At 57.7% G+C, this 19,966-nt stretch carries 21 protein-coding genes and 2 pseudogenes; 15 read left to right on the forward strand and 8 right to left on the reverse strand.

Going from position 1 to position 19,966, the window contains the following annotated elements; all coding sequences use genetic code 11:
• Positions 1–41 precede the first annotated feature (41 nt).
• Both WBQ96_RS09615 and WBQ96_RS09620 read right to left on the reverse strand, forming a co-directional pair.
• A pseudogene (locus WBQ96_RS09615) lies at positions 42–161 on the reverse strand (IS1595 family transposase); the annotation flags it as partial.
• Positions 162–251: 90 nt separating this feature from the next.
• The gene (locus WBQ96_RS09620; protein WP_376767733.1) at positions 252–1,208 is read right to left on the reverse strand and encodes a LysR family transcriptional regulator; all 957 of its coding nucleotides are present in this window, start codon (positions 1,206–1,208) and stop codon (positions 252–254) included.
• Positions 1,209–1,280: 72 nt separating this feature from the next.
• On the opposite strand from WBQ96_RS09620, the gene WBQ96_RS09625 reads away from it, so the two are divergent.
• Entirely contained in the window at positions 1,281–1,610 is a 330-nt protein-coding gene (locus WBQ96_RS09625; protein WP_336549488.1) for a nuclear transport factor 2 family protein, read from the forward strand.
• On the forward strand, positions 1,607–2,386 hold the full coding sequence (locus WBQ96_RS09630) for an SDR family oxidoreductase (protein ID WP_165119991.1): 780 nt from the start codon (positions 1,607–1,609) through the stop codon (positions 2,384–2,386). The genes WBQ96_RS09625 and WBQ96_RS09630 overlap by 4 nt, the downstream gene beginning before the upstream one ends.
• A 20-nt stretch (positions 2,387–2,406) precedes the next feature.
• Here WBQ96_RS09630 and WBQ96_RS09635 read toward each other — a convergent pair whose 3' ends face one another.
• Complete coding sequence (locus WBQ96_RS09635; RefSeq protein ID WP_165119990.1) at positions 2,407–2,883, reverse strand: Lrp/AsnC family transcriptional regulator; 477 nt, start codon at positions 2,881–2,883, stop codon at positions 2,407–2,409.
• A gap of 144 nt (positions 2,884–3,027) precedes the next feature.
• On the opposite strand from WBQ96_RS09635, the gene WBQ96_RS09640 reads away from it, so the two are divergent.
• Entirely contained in the window at positions 3,028–4,143 is a 1,116-nt protein-coding gene (locus WBQ96_RS09640; protein ID WP_246245845.1) for a 1-aminocyclopropane-1-carboxylate deaminase, read from the forward strand.
• A gap of 166 nt (positions 4,144–4,309) precedes the next feature.
• Positions 4,310–5,095: an alpha/beta fold hydrolase gene (locus tag WBQ96_RS09645; protein ID WP_165119989.1), complete on the forward strand. Its 786-nt coding sequence runs from the start codon at positions 4,310–4,312 to the stop codon at positions 5,093–5,095.
• A 354-nt stretch (positions 5,096–5,449) separates the two neighbouring features.
• On the opposite strand, the gene WBQ96_RS09650 is transcribed toward WBQ96_RS09645, so the two are convergent.
• Positions 5,450–6,292, reverse strand: coding sequence for an IclR family transcriptional regulator (locus WBQ96_RS09650; protein ID WP_336549493.1), 843 nt, complete (start codon positions 6,290–6,292; stop codon positions 5,450–5,452).
• 145 nt (positions 6,293–6,437) lie between these two features.
• On the opposite strand from WBQ96_RS09650, the gene WBQ96_RS09655 reads away from it, so the two are divergent.
• The 9 genes from WBQ96_RS09655 to WBQ96_RS09695 all read left to right on the forward strand — a co-directional run bounded on the left by WBQ96_RS09655 (position 6,438) and on the right by WBQ96_RS09695 (position 14,509).
• Positions 6,438–7,307, forward strand: coding sequence for a shikimate dehydrogenase family protein (locus tag WBQ96_RS09655; RefSeq protein WP_336549495.1), 870 nt, complete (start codon positions 6,438–6,440; stop codon positions 7,305–7,307).
• Positions 7,304–7,972, forward strand: a complete 669-nt coding sequence (locus tag WBQ96_RS09660; RefSeq protein ID WP_165119986.1) for an amino acid ABC transporter permease — start codon at positions 7,304–7,306, stop codon at positions 7,970–7,972. The genes WBQ96_RS09655 and WBQ96_RS09660 overlap by 4 nt, the downstream gene beginning before the upstream one ends.
• A gap of 15 nt (positions 7,973–7,987) precedes the next feature.
• Entirely contained in the window at positions 7,988–8,635 is a 648-nt protein-coding gene (locus WBQ96_RS09665; protein WP_336549541.1) for an amino acid ABC transporter permease, read from the forward strand.
• 36 nt (positions 8,636–8,671) lie between these two features.
• Complete coding sequence (locus tag WBQ96_RS09670) at positions 8,672–9,535, forward strand: transporter substrate-binding domain-containing protein (RefSeq protein WP_165119985.1); 864 nt, start codon at positions 8,672–8,674, stop codon at positions 9,533–9,535.
• Positions 9,536–9,609: 74 nt separating this feature from the next.
• On the forward strand, positions 9,610–10,407 hold the full coding sequence (locus WBQ96_RS09675) for an amino acid ABC transporter ATP-binding protein (RefSeq protein ID WP_336549499.1): 798 nt from the start codon (positions 9,610–9,612) through the stop codon (positions 10,405–10,407).
• Positions 10,408–10,448: 41 nt separating this feature from the next.
• Positions 10,449–11,477 (forward strand): alcohol dehydrogenase catalytic domain-containing protein, encoded by a 1,029-nt coding sequence (locus WBQ96_RS09680; RefSeq protein WP_336549500.1) that lies wholly within the window; start codon positions 10,449–10,451, stop codon positions 11,475–11,477.
• Between the two features lie 43 nt (positions 11,478–11,520).
• A complete protein-coding gene (locus WBQ96_RS09685; protein WP_165119982.1) occupies positions 11,521–11,988 on the forward strand; it encodes a MaoC family dehydratase in 468 nt (155 codons plus the stop codon).
• Positions 11,985–13,514 (forward strand): acyl CoA:acetate/3-ketoacid CoA transferase, encoded by a 1,530-nt coding sequence (locus tag WBQ96_RS09690; RefSeq protein ID WP_165119981.1) that lies wholly within the window; start codon positions 11,985–11,987, stop codon positions 13,512–13,514. The genes WBQ96_RS09685 and WBQ96_RS09690 overlap by 4 nt, the downstream gene beginning before the upstream one ends.
• An 8-nt stretch (positions 13,515–13,522) precedes the next feature.
• Positions 13,523–14,509 carry an aldo/keto reductase gene (locus WBQ96_RS09695; RefSeq protein ID WP_336549504.1) on the forward strand — a complete coding sequence of 329 codons (987 nt, stop codon included), beginning with the start codon at positions 13,523–13,525 and terminating at the stop codon, positions 14,507–14,509.
• A 188-nt stretch (positions 14,510–14,697) separates the two neighbouring features.
• Here WBQ96_RS09695 and WBQ96_RS09700 read toward each other — a convergent pair whose 3' ends face one another.
• Positions 14,698–15,144 carry an ester cyclase gene (locus WBQ96_RS09700; protein WP_336549506.1) on the reverse strand — a complete coding sequence of 149 codons (447 nt, stop codon included), beginning with the start codon at positions 15,142–15,144 and terminating at the stop codon, positions 14,698–14,700.
• A gap of 59 nt (positions 15,145–15,203) precedes the next feature.
• Positions 15,204–16,082, reverse strand: coding sequence for an SDR family oxidoreductase (locus WBQ96_RS09705; protein ID WP_336549509.1), 879 nt, complete (start codon positions 16,080–16,082; stop codon positions 15,204–15,206).
• 90 nt (positions 16,083–16,172) lie between these two features.
• Here WBQ96_RS09705 and WBQ96_RS09710 point away from each other — a divergent pair, with 90 nt between their 5' ends.
• On the forward strand, positions 16,173–17,075 hold the full coding sequence (locus WBQ96_RS09710; RefSeq protein ID WP_336549511.1) for a LysR family transcriptional regulator: 903 nt from the start codon (positions 16,173–16,175) through the stop codon (positions 17,073–17,075).
• A gap of 12 nt (positions 17,076–17,087) precedes the next feature.
• On the opposite strand, the gene WBQ96_RS09715 is transcribed toward WBQ96_RS09710, so the two are convergent.
• Positions 17,088–17,771: a glutathione S-transferase family protein gene (locus WBQ96_RS09715; RefSeq protein ID WP_336549513.1), complete on the reverse strand. Its 684-nt coding sequence runs from the start codon at positions 17,769–17,771 to the stop codon at positions 17,088–17,090.
• Between the two features lie 272 nt (positions 17,772–18,043).
• On the opposite strand from WBQ96_RS09715, the gene WBQ96_RS09720 reads away from it, so the two are divergent.
• Complete coding sequence (locus WBQ96_RS09720) at positions 18,044–18,988, forward strand: gluconolaconase (RefSeq protein ID WP_165119976.1); 945 nt, start codon at positions 18,044–18,046, stop codon at positions 18,986–18,988.
• Positions 18,989–19,020: 32 nt separating this feature from the next.
• Here the strand turns inward: WBQ96_RS09720 and WBQ96_RS09725 are convergent.
• A pseudogene (locus tag WBQ96_RS09725) lies at positions 19,021–19,769 on the reverse strand (IS5 family transposase).
• Between the last annotated feature and the right edge of the window lie 197 nt (positions 19,770–19,966).

Here is a 19,966-nt window from a genome sequence, read left to right on the forward strand (position 1 = left end):
AATGGTCGTGTCGTTCCAAAGCCTGCCCTCGGGGCCAGCCACGCTGTGTTCTTGTTGACGCCAATCAATTCAGCCGCTGTCCGGGCCGGCGTTCCGGCAACGAAGTGCTCACACAGCCGATTGGTCTGAATTATCGTGAGTTTCGAGTGCTTTAACCGCATCATGCCATCCTAAGAGAACAAATCTCCTAGGACAGCCCCAAAAGTAATATCCCGGACACCCCGATCTCAGCGCTATTAAAGCGCTTGTACCTACTCGCGTGCTGAGGCTCGTGCCATCTCGATAAAGGCCTTGAACGCCGCTGAGGGGTTCCGCCGGCCCGGATAATAAAGGCACAGTGGGGATAGAGCTGGCGTCCAGTCCTGTAGCAGGCGCACCAGGCTGCCCGACGCTATGTCTTCACGCACGTCCGCTTCCCAGACTAAACCGATCCCCACTCCGTCCAAAGCGGCAATCCTTGTCAGGCTCGCTTCGTCGAGCGTGATAGGTCCTTTGACATCGATCTGAACCGAGTGGCCGTCCTTCTCGAATGGCCAGCGAAAGAGCGCGCCATTCGGAAGCCTCACCCGAATACAGGAAAGGGAAAGAAGGTCGGGAGGGATGTTGGGTTTTTCACTTTGTTTAAGATACATTGGCGAAGCCACCACAGCGTAGCTTTGCGCGTGCCCAAACGGAACGGCGATCATGTCGCTCGGGATAAGATCCGCACTTCGTATGCCCATGTCGAACCCCGCGGCGACGATATCGATGATGCGGCCTTCGGTGACCACGTCGACATGCACCTGGGGGTACTGCCTGAGGAACCTGAGGACGAGAGGGGAGAGGGCTTCGCGGGCGGCCATCGCGAACGCGTTGATGCGCAGGGTTCCTGACGGCGTTTTTTGCTGCGACATGGCGCTGTCTATCGCCCGGTAGATGTCATCCATGGCTGGCGCGACCTGGTCGACAAAGTTGCGGCCGGCATCGGTCAGCGAGACACTTCGGGTCGTCCGGTTGAACAGGCGGATGCCGAGCCGTCGCTCGATCTTGCCTATCGCGTTGCTGATCGCCGTTGTTGAGAGCCCCAGTTCGAGCGCAGCAGCACGGAACGACCCTTTGCGGGCAATGGCAAGAACAGCGTCGATATCGGTCAGACTATGTCGTGGCATTGTTGCGATTTTCGTATCAACACATCCCCACTTATCCCGATTATCGAACCATGTGTCCATCGCTAAATTTGCCGACAAGAGGGGAATAAAACGAACCAACCTCTGAACGTCGACAACCGGCAGGAGATAGACATGAGAATCAAGCTACCCAAGCCCATAGCGGACTACTTTGAGGCAGACAAAGACCGGGATGCCGAAGCTGTCGCCCGGTGCTTCATCTACGGCGCCATCGTCAGGGACGAAGGCCACGCCTATGTCGGGCAGGACTCGATCCGGCGATGGAAGGCCGGTGCTTCGAAGAAGTACACATACACCGTAGAGCCGTTAATGCTCGGCTCCGAAGGCTTTCGGATCGTTGTCACAAGTCACGTTGTCGGTGACTTCCCCGGTAGCCCTGTGGATCTGAGGTACTTCTTTATCCTCAACGGCGAACAAATCGCGGAATTGGAGATCGTCCTGTGATCCCGTTCCTCACTCTTGAAGGCAAACGTGCCCTGATCACTTCGGGCACACGTGGTGCCGGAGCAGCGACCGTTGCGTTGTTCCGAGAACTAGGTGCCCAAATCGTCACCAGTGCGCGCTCCAATCCTGGCGGTCTTAGCGAAGCAATCTTTGTAGCCGCCGACCTGACAACGCCTGAAGGGTGTTCAGCCCTCGCCGATGGGGTTCGCGCACGGATGGGAGGCGTGGACATCATCGTACATATGCTTGGCGGTTCGTCGGCTCCGGCAGGAGGCTTCATGGCTCTCAGTGACGCCGAATGGAACAGAGAACTCGGAATGAACCTAATGCCCGCAGTGCGGCTGGATCGCCACTTCGTGCCTGAGATGGTGGTACGCGGGAGCGGTGTCGTGATCCATGTGACGTCGATACAGGGCGTCCTTCCATTGCCGGAGGCCACAACAGCCTATGCGGCGGCGAAGGCCGCGCTTTCCAGCTATAGCAAGAGCCTGTCGAAGGAGGTCTCGCCGAAAGGCGTACGCGTTGCCCGGGTTTCGCCAGGCTGGATTGCTACAGAGTCCTCGGTGCACCTTGCAGAGCGGTTGGGCAAGGAACACGGCGGCGATGCCGAAGCGGGCAAGCGCATTATCATGCAGTCGCTCGGTGGTATCCCACTCGGCAGGCCCTCGACACCTGAGGAGGTTGCGAACCTAATCGCTTTCCTCTCCTCTGACCGCGCCGGCAGCATCACAGGATCCGAGTTCGTCATTGATGGCGGCACGATCCCGACGGTTTAGGGTAACCGCAAAGGTGAGATTCAGAAGGGAAGGCGCGCGTTCTCCTTGACCTCCTTCATGACGAAGAAGGTTCGGGTCTGGCGGACGCCCGGAAGGGCAATCAGCTTGTGTCCATGGAGCTTATTGAAGTCCGCCATGTCGCGCACACGGATCTTCAGAAGATAGTCGAAGTCGCCAGCCACGAGGTTGCAGTCCAGGACTTCCTTCATTTTATGGACTGCGTCTTCGAATGCGCCGAAGCTTTCGGGCGTCGAGCGATCCAGCACGACGCCGACCATCACCAATGTACCAAGTCCGACTGCCAAGGGCGCTACCTCGGCACGCACCCCGGTGATGTGTCCTTCATCAAATAGGCGTTGCGTACGACGGTGGCAGGTCGCGGCACTGACGTTCACACGGTTCGCCAACTCCGCATTGGTGAGCCTGCCATCGGCCTGCAAGGCGCGGAGAAGCTTGATGTCGGTGCGGTCGAGAGTAGGTGTGGAAGATTCTTCCATTAATTCCTCAAAACTTTATCGGAATATATCAGTATTACTTCAAGCATATCGATATTTGCAGAATTTCCAATCAAAATAGAGAGCACCTTTCACTACGTTTCGCATACATTTTAGTTAGTGAAAGTGACAGGTGAGGGCATAAGAATGTCGCTACTCGAGAAGTTCGAACGCTATCCGCTGACGTTTGGGGCCACCCCGATCGAGCATTTGCCGCGGCTGAGCGCAGCGCTTGGAAACAAGGTTCAAATCTATGCCAAGCGCGATGACTGCAACTCGGGTCTGGCCATGGGTGGCAACAAGCTCAGAAAGCTCGAATACATCATCCCAGATGCCATCGCGTCGGGCGCGGATACATTGGTCTCGATCGGCGGCGTCCAGTCGAACCATACCCGCATGGTGGCAGCAACGGCTGCGAAGATCGGCATGAAATGCGTCGTGATCCAGGAGAAATGGGTTCCGCATCATGACGCGGTGTATGACCGAGTCGGCAACATCCTCATGACGCGTCTGATGGGCGCTGACAGCCGGCTCGTGGACCATGGCTTCGACATCGGAATTCGTAAGAGCTGGGAAGACGCGATCCAGTCGGTGAAGGAAGCTGGCGGGAAGCCCTATCCCATTCCGGCCGGTGCTTCGGTCCATAAATACGGCGGGCTCGGCTATGTGGGCTTCGCCGAAGAGGTGGCGCGACAGGAAGAGGAGCTGGGTTTCGCGTTTGACTACGTCATTGTCTGTGTTGTTACCGGCTCTACCCAGGCAGGCATGATTGTCGGCTTTGCAGCACAAGATCGCGCTGACAGGGTTATCGGAATTGACGCCTCCGGCACGCTCGAACAGACCCGCTCGCAGGTCCGCCGTATTGTCGACGACACCGCCACCCTCGTTGGACTCGGCCGTTCAGTCCGTGACGGAGAGATCGTGATCAACCCTGACTACGCTTATCCAGCCTACGGCATTCCGTCCGAGGCGACCAACGACGCAATCCGCCTTGCCGCCCGGACCGAGGCGATGATCACAGACCCGGTTTACGAGGGCAAGTCGATGCAAGGTTTGATCGACCTGACCCGGAAAGGGTTCTTCCCAGAGGGCTCGAGGGTGCTCTACGCACACCTCGGCGGCGTGCCGGCAATCAATGGATACAGTTCCTACTACAAGGACGATGGCGCCAATCCCGTGAACAGGCTGCTGAAAGACCAGCCATTCACGACAGGGCGCGATGCGGGTCCCGGCAGCAACGAATATCCGCCTATGTTCCCATAGGCATTCCAACTCGTCATCAGCCTTTTCGATCTGCGCCCGGCACCGCGGCGTGAACCCTTCTGCGTGCGTTTTTTGGTGAGGGCGTACGCGAGCGGTCAGAGGTGCAGTCCTCAGGGCCTGACCAACCAAGATCCCTCATCTCCCGAAAACTGGAAAGGAAAATCCAATGAATACCGCTACGAAAAGCCTCCTGGCAGCAACCGCACTGACGGCAGGCCTCGCGTCAAATATCACGTCCCACGCAGCCGATCGCATCCCCGACACTCAGGCCGTCAAGAATGTCGTGCTGGTGCACGGAGCGTTCGCCGACGGTTCCGGCTGGCGCGGAGTCTATGACGAACTCACCCAGCGTGGCTATCGCGTCGCGATCGTTCAGAACCCGCTGACCTCGCTCGAGGACGATGTGGCGGCAACCAAGCGTGCTCTTGACCGGCAGGATGGTCCAACCGTTCTCGTTGGGCATTCCTGGGGTGGGACGGTCATCACCGAAGCAGGTGTGGACCCGAAGGTCACCAGTCTTGTCTACGTCTCGGCGCTCTCGCCAGACGCCGGTGAAACAACTGCCCAGCAGTATGAAGGGTTTGCTCCTGCTACCGAGTTCGTGCTCGAGACGACAGATGACGGTTTCGGCTACGTGAAGCCGGAAAACTTCAAATCCGGCTTTGCCCATGACGTCGGCGAAACGGACGTGGTCTTCATGAGGGACTCGCAGGTCCCGATCAACATGTCGGCCTTTGGAACGAAGCTGAAGAATGCGGCGTGGCGGTCGAAGCCGAGCTGGGCTGTTATCGCCACCGAGGACAAGGCGTTCGACCAGGCTATGCTACTGCACATGGCGGAGCGCATAGGCGCTAAAGTCACGAAGGTCTCTGCAAGCCACGCGCTCTTCATGACGCAGCCGAAGGTCGTGGCTGACACGATCGACCAGGCAGCACAATCGGCCTCCCAGTAGGCCAGGTGTGAATGCGCCCGAGATCGTTGAAGATAGTCAGATTGACGCGGCGAACCGGAAACTTCTAGCAAGTCGTCACGGCTCCAACGGCCGGAGGGATCCAAGGTTCTCCGGTCGTACTGCAGCTTTGCAGTCCCAATAAAACTCTGTCCAGGCGCATCAGATCGCCAAGGGCAGACCGGCCCGGTCAGCGAGCTACGGGCGTCATTCCAACAAGCTCATTTCAATCATTTCGGCCACTGCAACTCAATACGGTTAGACCCGCACGCACAATACCGCCACGACCTCCGAAGCCCACATAGTTCACGACAGCGAAAGATAATTCTGGACTGCACAATGGAACGCGACGCCAACTCAGCCAATCATCGACGCCCAACGGCTGGAAGCGGGAAGGGGGGCGGACCCGCCAGTCGTTGAATATCTATGTCCCTCGAACATTCCGGAGCGCGTTGCGGCGCGTCCGACGTCATCTGCGGCTGAGATGATCAATGGAGCCATGACCTCAAGCCTATCGCGCGTCATTCGCACAGATGGTCCGGCCACGCTGATAGTACCTACTACATGTTCCGATTTTGGCAGGCGGATTGGCGCCGCGATGGCCGAGGTCCCTGCTTCAAAGACGTCGTGGATAATAGAATACCCGCGTTCACGGGCTTCGTGGACGTAGGTCATGACCTCTTTGATAGAGCGGGGCGCGTTGGACCCATAGCCGCCCCTTAGCGGACCTTGTTTCGCGATGAGTTCGATTGCCTTCTCATCATCGAGGCATGACAGATAAGCATAGCCGTTGGACGTGGCGGCCAGGTAAACTTCAGGCTCTTCTTCGGGGTTGTACAAGAGACCCCTCCGTGCCCCGCGTGCCTTGGCTACTCGCATCAGGCGCTCCCCCTCGATGACGGACAGCATGGCGAGTTCACCGGTCTGCTCTGCAATGCTGTCCAGGATAGGCAAGACCAGGTCGACCATGCCTGTACCCACTTGGTGGACCAGGCTTAAAGACGCCAGCTTCACAGTGAGAGTGTAGATGCCGCGCTCATGTTCCTGCCGGACATATCCGTTCTCCCGGAGGTCGTTGAGGAGCCGATGAGTTCCGCTGCGAGGTAATCCCAAACGCTCGGCGATGTCAGAAAGATGCAAGCCGTCGGCGTTTCGAGCCAAGAGTTCGATAATCGACAACGCTCGATCGCGGCTGGACATGGCGGGTACACCTCTCCTCGGCAATTATGGAACAATGTACCAGCTGGAACGAAAACTCAAGTGTTGACATCGCAGGAACATATACGTATTTGGAACATGTTCCAAATAACAACGTTGGGGCATCAAACGGGCTCAGGGAGGAGTCATGCTGCGACAAGCTTCTTCGCATGAAGACGACGCGACTGCGCCTATCTCTGGCAAAACCAAGGTCTTTGCGGTGGTTGGAGATCCGGTGGCCCAAGTGCGCGCGCCGGAGTTGATGAACAACCTCTTTGCGGCCAGCAGCTTCGATGCTGTGATGATACCCGTCCACGTCGCGGCCCGGGATTTTGGCCAAACCATGAATGCGCTAAAGTCGTGGAAGAACCTGCACGGCATACTCGTCACCATTCCTCACAAGTTCGCGGCTTGTGAGCAGGCTGACACCTTGTCGGAAATGGCAATGCTTGCGGGCTGCGCGAACGCTTTTCGCCGTGAGTCCGACGGGACTTGGTTTGCTGAAAACTTCGATGGCCAGGGGTTCGTCGAGGGGCTCGCTTCCAATGGCTACGATGTAACCAACAGACGGGTAATGCTTGTGGGTGCAGGGGGCGCTGGTGCTTCCATTGCCGCCGCACTTAGTCGTGCTCCCATCAGATCGATAATGATATCGGATATCGATCCTGATCGATCAATGGTGTTGGCAAAGCGTCTGCAAGTATCCGGTTGTGAGGTCACATTTGGTACTCTGGGGACGACCCAGGACAATGTCGATCTGGCGATCAACGCAACCCCGCTTGGGCTATCTCCAGCCGATCCTCTGCCATTCGATCCGAAAAACCTCGGTCCGGAATGTCTTGTCGCAGATGTCATAATGAAGCCGGCCGAAACCAAATTGCTCAAGGCAGCTTCCGCCTTGGGACTGGCGGTCCATAGAGGAGCCCCAATGCTGGACACTCAGATCGAGCTGTACAGAAAGTTTTTCGGGGCCCCTGCCAGTGCCGCGGGCGACTCTGAAGGTGCGGTAGTGCCATGACATACCAGTTCGATTTTCTTGCTTTGGTTCCCTACTGGCGCGATTTGCTGGCCGGCTGCCTGATGACATTGTCGCTAGCCGCGTTATCGGTCTCGCTTGGATTTGTCGTCGGCTTGGGGGCCGCGATCCTGCGGGACAGTTCGATTGCTCCATTGAGATGGGTGGCGAGCACGTATGTCGAGCTGATCAGGAACACTCCTTTCCTGCTTCAAGTGCTCTTCATATTCTTTGGACTGCCGGCACTCGGCCTCAGTCTTGCTGCCTGGCCGGCCGCTGTTCTGGCGCTAACGCTGAATTGTGGAGCGTTCGCGTCCGAGATCATCAGGTCTGGCGTGGACGCAATTCCGCGCGGGCAGATTGAGGCAGGCAAAGCGCTTGGCCTGTCGGGGCCGCAGGTATTCAGGTTCATCGTGCTCAAACCGGCACTGCGCATCATTTTCCCCGCACTGTCGGGGCAGTTCATTCTGGCGCTTCTGACGACAAGCATCGCATCGTCCATCTCGGCTGAGGAACTCACTTCCGTTGCGCAATCAATCGATACGCTGACTTTCAGAAGTTTCGAAATATATATCGTGATAACTATCCTCTATTTTATAATGTCCTACGGATTCTCCGCATTATTCAAGATGATTACGAGAATATACTTCTCGTATCCGACAAAGTAACGGGAGGCATCTGTGATTCAGAGCTTCGACTACAATGCCGTTCTCGTTATCCTCTCTGGCGTTAAAGCCACTCTGATACTATCGGCAATAGCCTTTGGCATGGGGGGATTCTTTGGCCTGCTGGTCGCGCTGGCAAGAACCTCAGGCATCAAGCTGCTCGAGCGTCTCAGCTCGGCGTATATCGATTTCTTTCAAGGTACGCCGATGCTTCTCCAGCTTTTCCTGGCGTATTATGGCCTCCCGGTTCTTGGATTCCCCGTCAATCCGTGGACGGCTGTGACGATTGGTCTGACACTCCACGCCAGTGCTTATCTCGGGGAAATATGGCGGGGTGGTATCCAAGCCGTTCCTCGCGGCCAAACGGAAGCGGCGGCAGCACTCGGCTTATCGTATCACCACCGTATGAGGGACGTTGTCTTTCCACAGGCATTCCGTCTTTCGCTAGCACCGACTGTTGGCTTTTCCGTACAGCTTATCAAAGGAACGTCGCTCGCGGCCATCATTGGCTTCGTTGAGCTTTCGCGATCGGCTCAGATCATTGCAAGCACAACATACAAGCCGCTGCTGGCATACGGAGTTGCTGGCATCTTCTACTTTGCAATCTGCTTTCCACTGTCGATGTACAGCATGCGGCTTGCAAAAAAATACAATCGTAAAGCTTAAACCACGGCAAATTCCGTTAAATGGGAGGAGTAAAGAATGCTTAATGTCTATTTGAACAAGGTCAGTCGAAAGCTGGCTCTTTGGGCCGCTGCGGTTACGATCGCGAGCGCCTCAGCATTTGCCAGTGTTCCCGCTGCGGTCGCGCAGACTGTGGAGGAAATCAAACAGGCTGGCGTTCTCAAGGTCGGGTCGCAGGTTGCTCAGGTGCCTTGGGGATTTACTGACCCGTCAGGCAAGCTCACCGGCTTCGACATTGAACTTTGCCGGATGGTTGCAGAGGATTTGGGCGTCGAGGCCCAGTTTACTCCGGTGACCTCATCCAACCGTGTGGCGACCCTGTTGACCGGCCAGGTGGATATGCTTGCGGCCGTCATGGGGATATTCGCCGATCGGCAGAAAGTTGTTCTTTTTGCACGGCCTTATGTCAACAACGACACCGTCTTCATTGGTCGTTCTGACCTCAACGTTAAGGGCTATGACGGGCTGAGTGGCCTAAGGGTTGGTGTTCCGCGTGGCACACCGCAGGACATTTCTGTCACGCAGGCAAAGCCTGCAGGCGCGACAATCCAGCGCTTCGACGATGATGCAACAACGATCCAGGCGCTTCTTTCGGGTCAGGTGGACATTATCGGTGGCGCGTCCACTCAGGTCGGAAACATTGCCAAGGTGGCCGGCGAAGGAAAGTTCACGCAGCAGTTTGTGGTAGCCCGTGCATTCAATGCTTTCGCGGTGCGGCCGCAGTCCCGCGAATTTGCGGACTATCTGAGCGACTTCGTTGCCCGCAAGACCGAGAGCGGCGAACTCTCTGCGCTCTACAAAAAATGGATCGGTGGCGAAATTGCCAAGCTTCCTGCAACCGGTGAGGGCCCCGATGCCCTTCCCGTGAGTGTCAAGGAATAGTCACCCAAACGATCTCCATCAGGGGCGGTGGACAGTCCCCGTCCCTGAACCGAGAAACCGACGCGAGTACCAAGATGACCGACAAGGATTCCGGCTTCGAGCCTGACCATAACGTTTCCCACTTCGCGGTGGGTAAGGAGCCGATCATAACGATCGAGGATCTGAATAAGTGGTTCGGCGATTTTCATGCGCTCAAGAATGTCAACCTGAAGGTTGCAGAGCGGGAACGTGTCGTGATCTGCGGACCGTCGGGATCCGGAAAGTCGACATTGATCCGCTGCATCAACCATCTCGATGTTTTTCAGAAGGGTCGTATTGTCGTCGACGGCAACGAGCTGACGAATGTTGCGAGAAATGTCGATGCCATCCGTGCCGAGGTCGGTATGGTTTTCCAGCAATTTAATCTGTTTCCCCACCTGACAGTCTTGCAAAACTGCATGCTCGCGCCGATGCGAGTGCGCGGTAAATCGAAAGCTGAAGCCTCACAGACGGCAATGAAGTTTCTGGAGCGGGTGCACATTCCGGAACAGGCGAGCAAGTATCCGGCAGAACTGTCGGGCGGCCAGCAGCAGCGCGTCGCAATAGCGCGCGCTTTGTGCATGTCTCCCAAGATCATGCTGTTCGACGAGCCCACATCCGCGCTTGATCCTGAAATGGTGCGTGAAGTGCTCGATACCATGGTCGCCCTCGCCGATGAGGGAATGACCATGCTCTGCGTTACTCATGAAATGGGTTTTGCGCGAAGCGTCGCCGACCGGGTCATCTTCATGACAGCGGGCGAGATTGTCGTCGACACACCACCGCTCGAGTTCTTTGACAGTCCTGACAACCCGCGACTCCGCGAGTTTCTGGGGCAAATCCTCCACAACTGAAAGCTCGCGATAAGGACGAAAGAGCGATTGGGACCAGATACGTGAAAGCAGTACTACTCAAGGAATTCGGTGGTCCAGAGGTCTTGATCTGCACTGAAGTCGCCAAGCCGACGGCGAAACCAAACGAGGTGATCGTCCAGGTGGCGTTTTGCGGCGTTTGTCATCTCGATCTGATTTTGCGCCAGGGCATCCGTTCGCGGCTGACGCTCCCGCGCGTGTTGGGGCACGAACTGGCGGGCAAGGTTGTCGAGGTCGGCGAAGCGGTGACGGGATTTGCCACTGGAGACCGCGTCGCATCATCCAATTTCCAGGCGTGTGGGAAATGCCACTATTGTCTGATTGGACGTGCTTCACTTTGTCGACAATCAGGCGGTGACATTGGACAGACGCGTGATGGTGGTTATGCAGAATTTGTCGCGCTTCCCGCCGAGAATCTTGTCCGCATCCCCAAGCAGCTGCCACTTGAGCATGCCGCTCTCGCTGCCTGTGTCTACGGCCCCCCGTACAAAGCGCTGCTCCGATCGTGCCGACTGAAAGCAGGCGAGAGTGTGATAGTTACGGGTGCCAGTGGCGGGCTCGGGATTGCGGCACTGCAGATCGCCGAAAAGGTCGGTGCCAGGTCAATTGCAATCACCAGCAATGCTTTGAAAGTCGACAGTCTCAAATCGGTGGGTGCTGCCGATGTGATCGTTAGCGAAGATGGTAATTTTGGACAACAGGTCCGGGACCTCACCGATGGCCGGGGCGCGGACGTGGCGATCGAACTCGTCGGCTCTCCGACATTTGGAGGTACGTTGCGAGGGCTCGCACCAGGTGGACGATGCGCGGTTGTCGGCGAATTGCACGGCAAGCCCATTGAAATCAATCTCGGCCTGTTCGTGCTGAAAGAATGGGAATTCCATGGCGTTCAGAGCGCGTCCACGCCTGAATTGGCGGAGGTCCTTGCCTTCATGGTTGACGCTGGGATCGAACCGCAGATCGACAAGGTATTAGGGCTTGAGCAGATCGCCGAAGCCCATCGCTCCCTTTCAAATCGACAGACAACTGGTCGTCTTCTTTTACGGCCCTAGCAGCGCATGGCCATAGTGCCCGCCTATCTCCACGAGGACAAAGATGCTTCCCGGCAATTTTTTTGAAGATATTGATATTGGCGATGAACGCCTTACCCCGCGCGTTACGGTCACGGAAGGGCATGTGCTTGGCTACGCTGGCGTCGCCGGCGATTTCTCGCCGGTTCACATGGACGAGGTTTATGCCCGCACAACCGAATTTGGCGGAAGGATCGCCCATGGCTTGATGGGACTGAGCCTCACTGACGGTCTCAAAGTGCAATCGGCTTTTTTCAGAGACGGCATCGCCCTTGGGTGGACCTGGAATTTTAAGCGTCCAATCAGAATTGGTGACACCCTCCAGGTTCGATACCGGATTGCCGACAAGCGCACGTCGAGGAGCAAACCCACGATGGGTATCTTCTTCATTGAAGTGCAGCTTCTTAACCAAAACGACGAAGTCGTGCAGGAGGGTGAACATCGCTTGATGGTGCCAAGACGTGACGTCGATGCTCCAGAGGCAGTCGGATGACCCGCAACAAGTTTATGTCGGCAGAGAGCGCGGTCGATATGATACGCAACGGAAGCACTGTTGCGTTGATTGGTGGCGGTGGAGGGCTGATGGAGCCTACGCACGTATTTAGGGCGATCTCCCGGAAATTTCAGGAAACCGGCAGTCCAAGAAACCTCAACGTAATCCATGCTCTCGGAATAGGTGACAAGAAATCCGAGGGGATGAACCATTTCGCGCATAAGGGCCTCGTCAAGAAAGTAGTTGGTGGCCACTGGGTCTGGTCTCCTCGCATGCAGGAACTCGCACGCGACAATGAGATCGAAGCATATGTTCTTCCAAGTGGCTGCGTCATGCAGCTGTACCGTGAAATTGGCGGCAAACGGCCGGGTTTGTTTACTCACGTCGGGCTTGGGACATTTGTAGATCCGCGCCATCAAGGCGGTAGAATGAACGATGCCGCCAAGGACGAAATGGTTGAGCTGGTCAATATCGGTGGTCAGGAGTTGCTTTGGTACAAATCCTTTCCGGTGGACGTGACCATCATTCGGGGGTCGTTCGCGGACGCGGATGGCAATATCTCTCTTGACCAGGAAGCGGCCAATATCGACGTGTACGCTGCTGCGCTCGCGGCTCACAACTCGGGCGGAATCGTGATTGCACAGGTCCGAACGGCGGTAGATCGCAACACTTTGCCTGCCCGTTCTGTTCGGGTACCGGGTGCGATCGTTGATGCCGTGGTGGTCGACCCCGAACAGCGCATGAGCTACGAGATTGGGTATGACCCCACTATATCCGGTGAATACCGCGGCCCCACGCCCACCGAGGCCGTGGAAGAGTTGGGGGTACGCGCGGTTATCGCCAGAAGAGCACATCTGGAGTTGACTGATAACGCAGTCATCAACTTCGGAGTCGGCATCGGTGAAGGCGTGGCCAAGATCATCGCCAGCAGAGGCGAGGTCGACCGTTATTACCAGACCATCGAACATGGAACCTATGGCGGATCGCTGCTGGTAGGTTTGCACTTTGGATTCGCCCGCAGTGCTAGCGCAATGATCGACGGGCCGTCGCAGTTCGATTTCTATTCTGGAGGGGGGCTGGATGTCGCATTCCTCGGCTTCGGAGAAATCGATGCGGAGGGTGATGTCAATGTTTCCAAGCTTGGTGGCCTGACGGTCGGGCCTGGAGGTTTTATGGATATCGCACAGAACGCACGCAAGGTCGTCTTTTGCGGTACTTTTGATACCAAGGGAGCGGACATTGCTATCGAGAACGGCGAGATAAACGTGCGCCGACCCGGACAGGTGCGCAAACTTGTTCGTAAGGTTGAACAGATCACATACTCCGGCTCGCAGGCATTGAAGCTCAGCCATGAGGCGCTCCTGGTGACGGAACGGGCGGTATTCCGGCTCACGGATCAAGGGCTTGTTCTCACTGAAGTTGCGCCAGGCATCGACATCCGTCGCGATATTCTCGATCAGATGGATTTCGCTCCCCTCATCCCCTCGACGCCGGTCTCCATGGACCCTGCGTTGTTCGTTCAGTAGGTTTTGACATGAAGTATATCAACTTGGGGCAAACCGGCCTTAAGGTCTCTCGCATCGGTCTTGGGTGTATGAGCTACGGTGACCCAAACAAAGGCAACCACAGCTGGGTCCTCAATGAAGAAGAAGGTAGGGTGTACATTCGCAAGGCAATCGAAGCGGGGATCAACCTGTTTGATACTGCGAATGTCTACTCCGATGGCGCGAGCGAAGAAGTACTGGGGCGGGCAATCCGAGACTTCGCTTCGCGCGATGCCGTCGTTCTTGCGACCAAGATTTTCTATCCGATGTCATCTGATGTGAATGCAGGCGGTCTATCCCGGAAGGCGATTTTTACCGAGGTTGAAAATAGCCTAAAGCGATTGAACTCAGACTATATAGATCTTTTGCAGATCCACCGCTGGGATGATTTCACGCCGATCGAAGAAACGCTCGAAGCGTTGAATGACGTGGTGAAATCCGGAAAAGCCCGCTATCTTGGCGCGTCTTCCATGTTTGCCTGGCAATTCATGAAGGCGCTTGGCATTCAGCGGGAGAGAGGCTGGGCTCCATTTGTTTCCATGCAGAACCATCTCAATCTCCTCTATCGCGAGGAAGAACGGGAGATGTTGCCTCTCTGCATATCCGAAGGCATCGGGGTTATTCCCTGGTCGCCTCTCGCGAGGGGAAGACTGACGAGACCTTGGTTAGATGAACCCGCCACCGAGCGTGCCGCTCATGACAACGTCGGCGCAAATTATTACAGCAAAGCCGCAGATGCAGACAGGATTGTCGTGGACCGCGTGGGTGAAATCGCAGAAGCTCTCAATCAGCCGCGGGCGCAAGTAGCGCTTGCATGGCTACTTCATAAACAAGGCGTCACAGCACCAATCGTCGGCGCAACGAAGCCCAAGCACCTCGAAGATGCATTGGGAGCACTGGAGCTGGTTCTCAGCCCTGCGCAGATTGAAAAGCTCGAGGAACCCTACGTTCCGCACCACCTATCAGGTCACGGCTAGATTGTTTCATAGTGATTTCTAGAGGTCCGCTCCAGTCCTTCAGCAAAGCACTGAGGAACCGGTGGTGAAGTCGATCGATTTGAACTCCAATCCGGACGAGGGCTTCGGTCCCTGGCGCATAGGCGATCCTCTCCGAGAGATGAAGTCCAGAGCATCGCGCGTTATCGCAGCTCTACCAAGAGAACTCTTCAACCCATTACGCCGAGTTGCTTAATCAGGTCGAGCTGGTCCGAACTCAGCCAATATTCGAGAACTTTGCCGTTCTCGACGCGCAGGAAATCGGCGCCCGCAAACCTGATGGCCGTGCCAGGCGCGGCCTTGGCGCCGGGGAACCCGCCCTTGTATGTGCCGCTCGCCAGCCAGCGTCCCGCGATCATGCCATCACCGAACAAGGGCTGGACCTGAACTTCAAAGACGAACGGATCGATGGCGGCGTGCAACTGGCCGATCCAGCCGGCCATGCCCTCCGGTCCGGCATAGATCGACAGATCCTCGCCACCCAGCGGGGACATGTGCAGCTTGTAGTTCGGCGCGATGATCTGGTCAGAGATGGCCAGATCGCCATTCCACATGGCGATCCATTTGTCCCAGATCCTGGCCAACTCGTTGTCGTTCGTCGGCTGTGCAGTGCTCATCACAGTCATCCCCAGTAGCGGAATTGCCGCCAACGCAGCGCCTATCATATCGCGTCGATTCATTTTTCAGCGCCCTGATTTGTGGTGAAAACACTTTTGTAGTCGGCGAGAAATGCCGCGAACGGGCGTGCCGGCTGGCCGATCACCGATGGGCCGTCCGGGCTCACTGCGCTAGCTTCGTCCCGGGCATAGTGGGCGTAATCTTCGATCAGCCCGTCGGCCTGCCACTTGAGGAAACCTGCATCGATGGCGGCCTGTCGCATGGTGTCGGGCGGAATCTGCACAAAGCTGACCGGCTGGCCGATTGCCGCGCCGATCTGGGTCGCGATTTCGTCATGGGTCAGGGCATCCGGCCCGGTCAGGTCATAGACTTGCCCCTCGTGCCCCGGCGTGCTCAGCGCCGCGAAGGCAACCGCTGCAATATCGCGGATATCGATCAGGCTGATCTTGGACGCGCCGATAGGGGCGAACAGCTTACCCGTATTGGCGATGGTGTCGGCAAAGCCGAGCAGCCCCTGCATGAACAGGTTGGGCCGCAGGAAGGTGTAAGCGATCCCGCTGGCGCGGATCGCCTGCTCCACGGCCCCGTGATAGCGCAAGAAGCGCACCGGCGAATCCGTCGCGGCATGGAGTTGCGACAGCTTGACGATGTGGCGCACGCCGGCGCGTTTCGCGGTGGCTAGGAAGGCCAGTTGCTGGATCTCGGCCCGTTCGGTCGAGTTGGTGACGAGAAACGCGCGCTCCACGCCCTGCAACGCCGCATCCAGCGATGCCGGATCGTCGAAGTCACCGGCAACCGGCTCGATACCGGCCAGTCCCTTGAGCTTTCCTGCGGCGGCCTCGGACCGCACCATCGCCTTGGCGGCGATGCCTCGCGCCGACATCAGCTTGGCCAGTTCAAAGCCGACCGAACCGCTGGCACCTGTGAGTAGGATCATTTTGGGCTCCTTTTGCTTGTGAGCCGAATATGACGGTCTGCGAGCACAATCAAAATTGACATAAACCTTCAGGCGGCTAGTATAAAATGTATGAACACCAAGCCGTCGGAGACTGCGTCAGATTGGGAGCGCCAGCGCGCATTTCTTGCTGTGATGCGCGAGGGAAGCCTTTCGGCCGCGGCACGTTCGCTCAAAATCGCCCAGCCCACAGTGCGCCGTCGCATTGAGGATCTGGAACGCGAACATGGTGTCGTGCTGTTCATCCGCTCGCCGGCCGGGTTGCTGCCGACCCCTATTGCCATGGAGCTTGCTGGGCATGTGGAGGCCATGTCCAAGGCAGCTCAATCCTTTGCGCGCGCCGCCTCGGCCGAGGCCAGCTCTGATGCGGGCACCGTGCGGATCACGGCAAGCGAGGTGGTGGGCGTGGAAGTGTTGCCCGCCATGCTGGCCGAGCTGCGCCGGCTCCATCCCGGGCTGGTGCTCGAACTTGGGCTCAGCAACCGCAGTGAAAACCTGCTGGACCGCGAGGCCGACATTGCCATCCGCATGGTTCGGCCGGCGCAGGATGCGCTTGTGGCCAAGCATATCGGCGCAGTCCGGCTTGGGCTTCATGCCCATCGCCGCTTTCTCGATCGCCATGGCCGTCCCGAAACCATCGAAGACGTCAAGCGGCTGGGCCTGATCGGTTTTGAAACCGAGACGCCGGGCATTCGCACATTGCGGGCCAGCGGGCTCCCATTCGGGGCCGAGGACTTCATCTTTCGCACCGACAGCGATCTCGGCCAGCTGGCCGCGATCCGTGCCGGCATCGGGATCGGCGTCTGCCATATCGGACTGGCAGCCCGCGATCCCGACCTCGTTCACGTCTTGCCCGACGCTTTCAATATGGCATTTGAGACATGGGTGGTTGCCCACGAGGACGTGCAGCATGTCCGGCGCGTTCGGCTCGTCATGGATGCGCTGATCAAGGGCCTGACGGACTACGCCGAATGATGCGCCCTATGGTCAGGCGGCCCGTTTATCGTTCTGCGGGAACATAGCCTTGCGCGCCTGGTCGTCCAGCTCGCCCTTGAAGACATGGGCCAACTTCATCTCCAGTGCGCGCTGAACAGCGGGACGCGCTGCCATTTCGGCCATGAAGCGCTCGACATTGGGATAGGCGGTCAAGCCATCCGCCCCGAAGATGTAGCCGGCCGATGCCGCCCAACCCCAGAGCGCCATGTCGGCAATCGTGTAATTGTCGCCTGCCAGGTACCGGGTTTGAGCCAGGCGGTGGTCGAGCACCGCATAGTGCCGCGCGACTTCCTTGGTATAGCGATTGATCGCATAGGGGATCTGCTCGGGCGCATAATGCATGAAGTGAATGGCCTGGCCCGAGAATGGCGACAGGCCCGTCGCCACCAGCATGAGCCAGGACAGCATGGTGGCGTATTCCGTCCGGTCTTCCGGCAAGAATGCACCATGCCTGTCTGCCAGGTAGAGCAGGATCGCATGGGAGTCGAACACCACGGTTTTGCCGTCGACAATAGCGGGGACCTTGGCATTCGGGTTGATCGCCTTGAAGGCCGAACTGTGCTGCTCGCCCTTGAAGATGTCGATCGGCTTGACGGTGAACGGCAGCTCGAGCTCCTGGAGGAGCACGGCCACCTTCATCGAATTGGGTGTGGCGTGAAAATAGAATTCCATCATCGGGTTCAATCCTTGTTCGGGCTCCGCGCTATCGCTCGAATGGGCGGTCGCTGCCTGTCAGGACCATGCTCATGGCAAGCACACAGCACAAATCGATGTTGTGTCTTGGTGCAATCGAGGGGGTTGATGGGTGGCCGCCGTGGGTGATTACGGGCCTGCCCGCAAGAGGCGGACCAATCGAAGCGATCGATTGGACCCATCGGGGAGCGGCGTTTCAGCATTGTCCGGGCAGAGCCTAGATCACCGCCATCGATGATCGAAAGGAATGCAAAATGATCCGTCGCAACCTTCTGGCCAGTGTGGCGCTGGCCATCCTCGCCCTCGCCACGCCCGCCTTCGCACAGGATATCGCCTTCAGTTCGGACCAGTCCTATCCCGAAAGCTTCACCTACTCGGCCAAGCAGGACATCTTCATGCTGGGTTCTGTGACCCAGGGCCTTGTCGCCAGGCTCGACAGGGCGGGCAAGTATTCCCCGTTCATCTCGGACGATCGTCTGGTGTCCACAATTGGCCTGCTGGTCGATGATGCCAGCAACACACTCTGGGTCACCAATTCCGACCCGGGCGCCGGCATGCGCACTACGGCAGCGACGCAGGGAAAGCTGGCTGATGTCGCCACCTATGACGCCACCACCGGCGCGCCCAAGGCCTATTACGATCTGGGAAGCCTCAGCCAGGGCGCGCATTTTGCCAATGACATTGCGCTCGATGCGGCCGGCAACGCCTATATCACCGACAGCTTTGCGCCCCTGATCTACAAGATCGATACGGAGGGCAAGGCATCGATCTTCGCCCAGAGCCCACTCTTCATGAGCGGAGACGGCTTTAACCTCAACGGCATTGCCTGGCACGCGGATGGCTATCTGCTGGTCGGCAAGTACAATAGCGGCGAGCTGTTTCGGATCAGCACGACCGATCCAACCGATATCAGGCCGGTCAACCTGCCCGAGGCACTTGTCGGCGCCGATGGCATCCGCCTGATCGATGGCGACCATCTGCTGGTGGTGCAAAACCTGGCGGCCAACCGGACCGTCGAGCTGACATCCACCGATGGCTGGCAGTCGGCAACCATCACCCGTGCAGTAGCCAGCAAACTCTCCATGCCAACAGCCGCCGTGGCTGCCGGGGATGGCACCTACATTCTCAACGCCCGGCTGGATACGCTGTTCGACCCCAAGGCCGCCAAGGTCGGCGACTATCTGCTGCAGGAATTCTAGGCTGACGGAAGGCGGGCGCATTGTCCGACCTTCTAGGCCTTAGACTCGTAAGCTCGGAGCCACAGGCGGATCGAGGCAAGTTGGATCATCGCGAGAAAGTTCTCGGCTATCTTGTCGTAACGGGTGGCAACCCCGCGGTAGTGCTTCAGCTTAGAGAAGAAACGTTCGATGAGGTTTCGCTCACGGCACAGCCATGTGCTGAAATATGGTTTCGACCGTCGGTTGGCCTTGGGCGGGATATTGGTGAACGCGCCCTTCTCGCGGAGAGATGCCCGGATGCGGTCAGCACCGTAGGCCTTGTCCGCCAGCACGATTGTTCCAGCTCCAACATGGTCAAGCAGCTTGTCTGTCATGGTTTACCCCGCGGTCAGGCTCTGTCGGATCGGAAGGCCTTGCCCGTCCACGACCGCCTGAATTTTGATCGTGAGCCCGCCTCGGGAGCGGCCGAGACAATGATCTCGATCCCCCTTTTCGCCGTCGCAGCCGGTGCGCGCGAACGGAGGTGCTGTCGATCATCTGGATGTCGCCATCATGGGCGGCGGCAATAGCATCCATCATCCGACCCATACGCCTGCCTTCCGCCATCGCGCAAAGCGATTGTAGCAGGTGGTGCGTGGGCCACAGCGATCAGGCAGATCACGCCACGGCGCGCCAGATCGCAGGACCCAGAATATACCGTTCAGCACGCGACGGTCATCGACGCGCGGCACGCCCCGTGGCCTGTTGGGTAGCAGCGGCTTAATCACGCGCCATTCAAGTCGGTCAGGTCATATCGGCTCATGGTGAGCCCTGAACCAGAAATCGGCGCGATGTGAAAGCGTAAAAGCAGCAGACGACCTCGCATTGGAGGCAGCTCAATGCTATTGTTCGTGCAATATAAAACGTTCGTGCAATATAAAATGGGGCAAGACAATCATGGATTTGGCAATTCCCAGCGCAACGAACCTCAGCCTGTTCGTCAGCGCCACACTGGTGCTG

The sequence above is a fragment of the Mesorhizobium sp. CCNWLY176 genome, from assembly GCF_037153935.1.
Classification (GTDB): domain Bacteria; phylum Pseudomonadota; class Alphaproteobacteria; order Rhizobiales; family Rhizobiaceae; genus Mesorhizobium_M; species Mesorhizobium_M zhangyense.

Bases quoted from the DNA above. Each gene is read 5' to 3' on its own strand.
- WBQ96_RS09650 (WP_336549493.1), bottom strand. From the start codon at position 6,292: ATGTCCAGCCGCGATCGAGCGTTGTCGATTATCGAACTCTTGGCTCGA.
- WBQ96_RS09645 (WP_165119989.1), top strand. From the start codon at position 4,310: ATGAATACCGCTACGAAAAGCCTCCTGGCAGCAACCGCACTGACGGCA.
- WBQ96_RS09625 (WP_336549488.1), top strand. From the start codon at position 1,281: ATGAGAATCAAGCTACCCAAGCCCATAGCGGACTACTTTGAGGCAGAC.
- WBQ96_RS09660 (WP_165119986.1), top strand. From the start codon at position 7,304: ATGACATACCAGTTCGATTTTCTTGCTTTGGTTCCCTACTGGCGCGAT.
- WBQ96_RS09640 (WP_246245845.1), top strand. From the start codon at position 3,028: ATGTCGCTACTCGAGAAGTTCGAACGCTATCCGCTGACGTTTGGGGCC.
- WBQ96_RS09710 (WP_336549511.1), top strand. From the start codon at position 16,173: ATGAACACCAAGCCGTCGGAGACTGCGTCAGATTGGGAGCGCCAGCGC.
- WBQ96_RS09690 (WP_165119981.1), top strand. From the start codon at position 11,985: ATGACCCGCAACAAGTTTATGTCGGCAGAGAGCGCGGTCGATATGATA.
- WBQ96_RS09700 (WP_336549506.1), bottom strand. From the start codon at position 15,144: ATGAGCACTGCACAGCCGACGAACGACAACGAGTTGGCCAGGATCTGG.
- WBQ96_RS09715 (WP_336549513.1), bottom strand. From the start codon at position 17,771: ATGATGGAATTCTATTTTCACGCCACACCCAATTCGATGAAGGTGGCC.
- WBQ96_RS09675 (WP_336549499.1), top strand. From the start codon at position 9,610: ATGACCGACAAGGATTCCGGCTTCGAGCCTGACCATAACGTTTCCCAC.
- WBQ96_RS09705 (WP_336549509.1), bottom strand. From the start codon at position 16,082: ATGATCCTACTCACAGGTGCCAGCGGTTCGGTCGGCTTTGAACTGGCC.
- WBQ96_RS09670 (WP_165119985.1), top strand. From the start codon at position 8,672: ATGCTTAATGTCTATTTGAACAAGGTCAGTCGAAAGCTGGCTCTTTGG.
- WBQ96_RS09720 (WP_165119976.1), top strand. From the start codon at position 18,044: ATGATCCGTCGCAACCTTCTGGCCAGTGTGGCGCTGGCCATCCTCGCC.
- WBQ96_RS09695 (WP_336549504.1), top strand. From the start codon at position 13,523: ATGAAGTATATCAACTTGGGGCAAACCGGCCTTAAGGTCTCTCGCATC.
- WBQ96_RS09655 (WP_336549495.1), top strand. From the start codon at position 6,438: ATGCTGCGACAAGCTTCTTCGCATGAAGACGACGCGACTGCGCCTATC.
- WBQ96_RS09635 (WP_165119990.1), bottom strand. From the start codon at position 2,883: ATGGAAGAATCTTCCACACCTACTCTCGACCGCACCGACATCAAGCTT.
- WBQ96_RS09620 (WP_376767733.1), bottom strand. From the start codon at position 1,208: ATGGACACATGGTTCGATAATCGGGATAAGTGGGGATGTGTTGATACG.
- WBQ96_RS09685 (WP_165119982.1), top strand. From the start codon at position 11,521: ATGCTTCCCGGCAATTTTTTTGAAGATATTGATATTGGCGATGAACGC.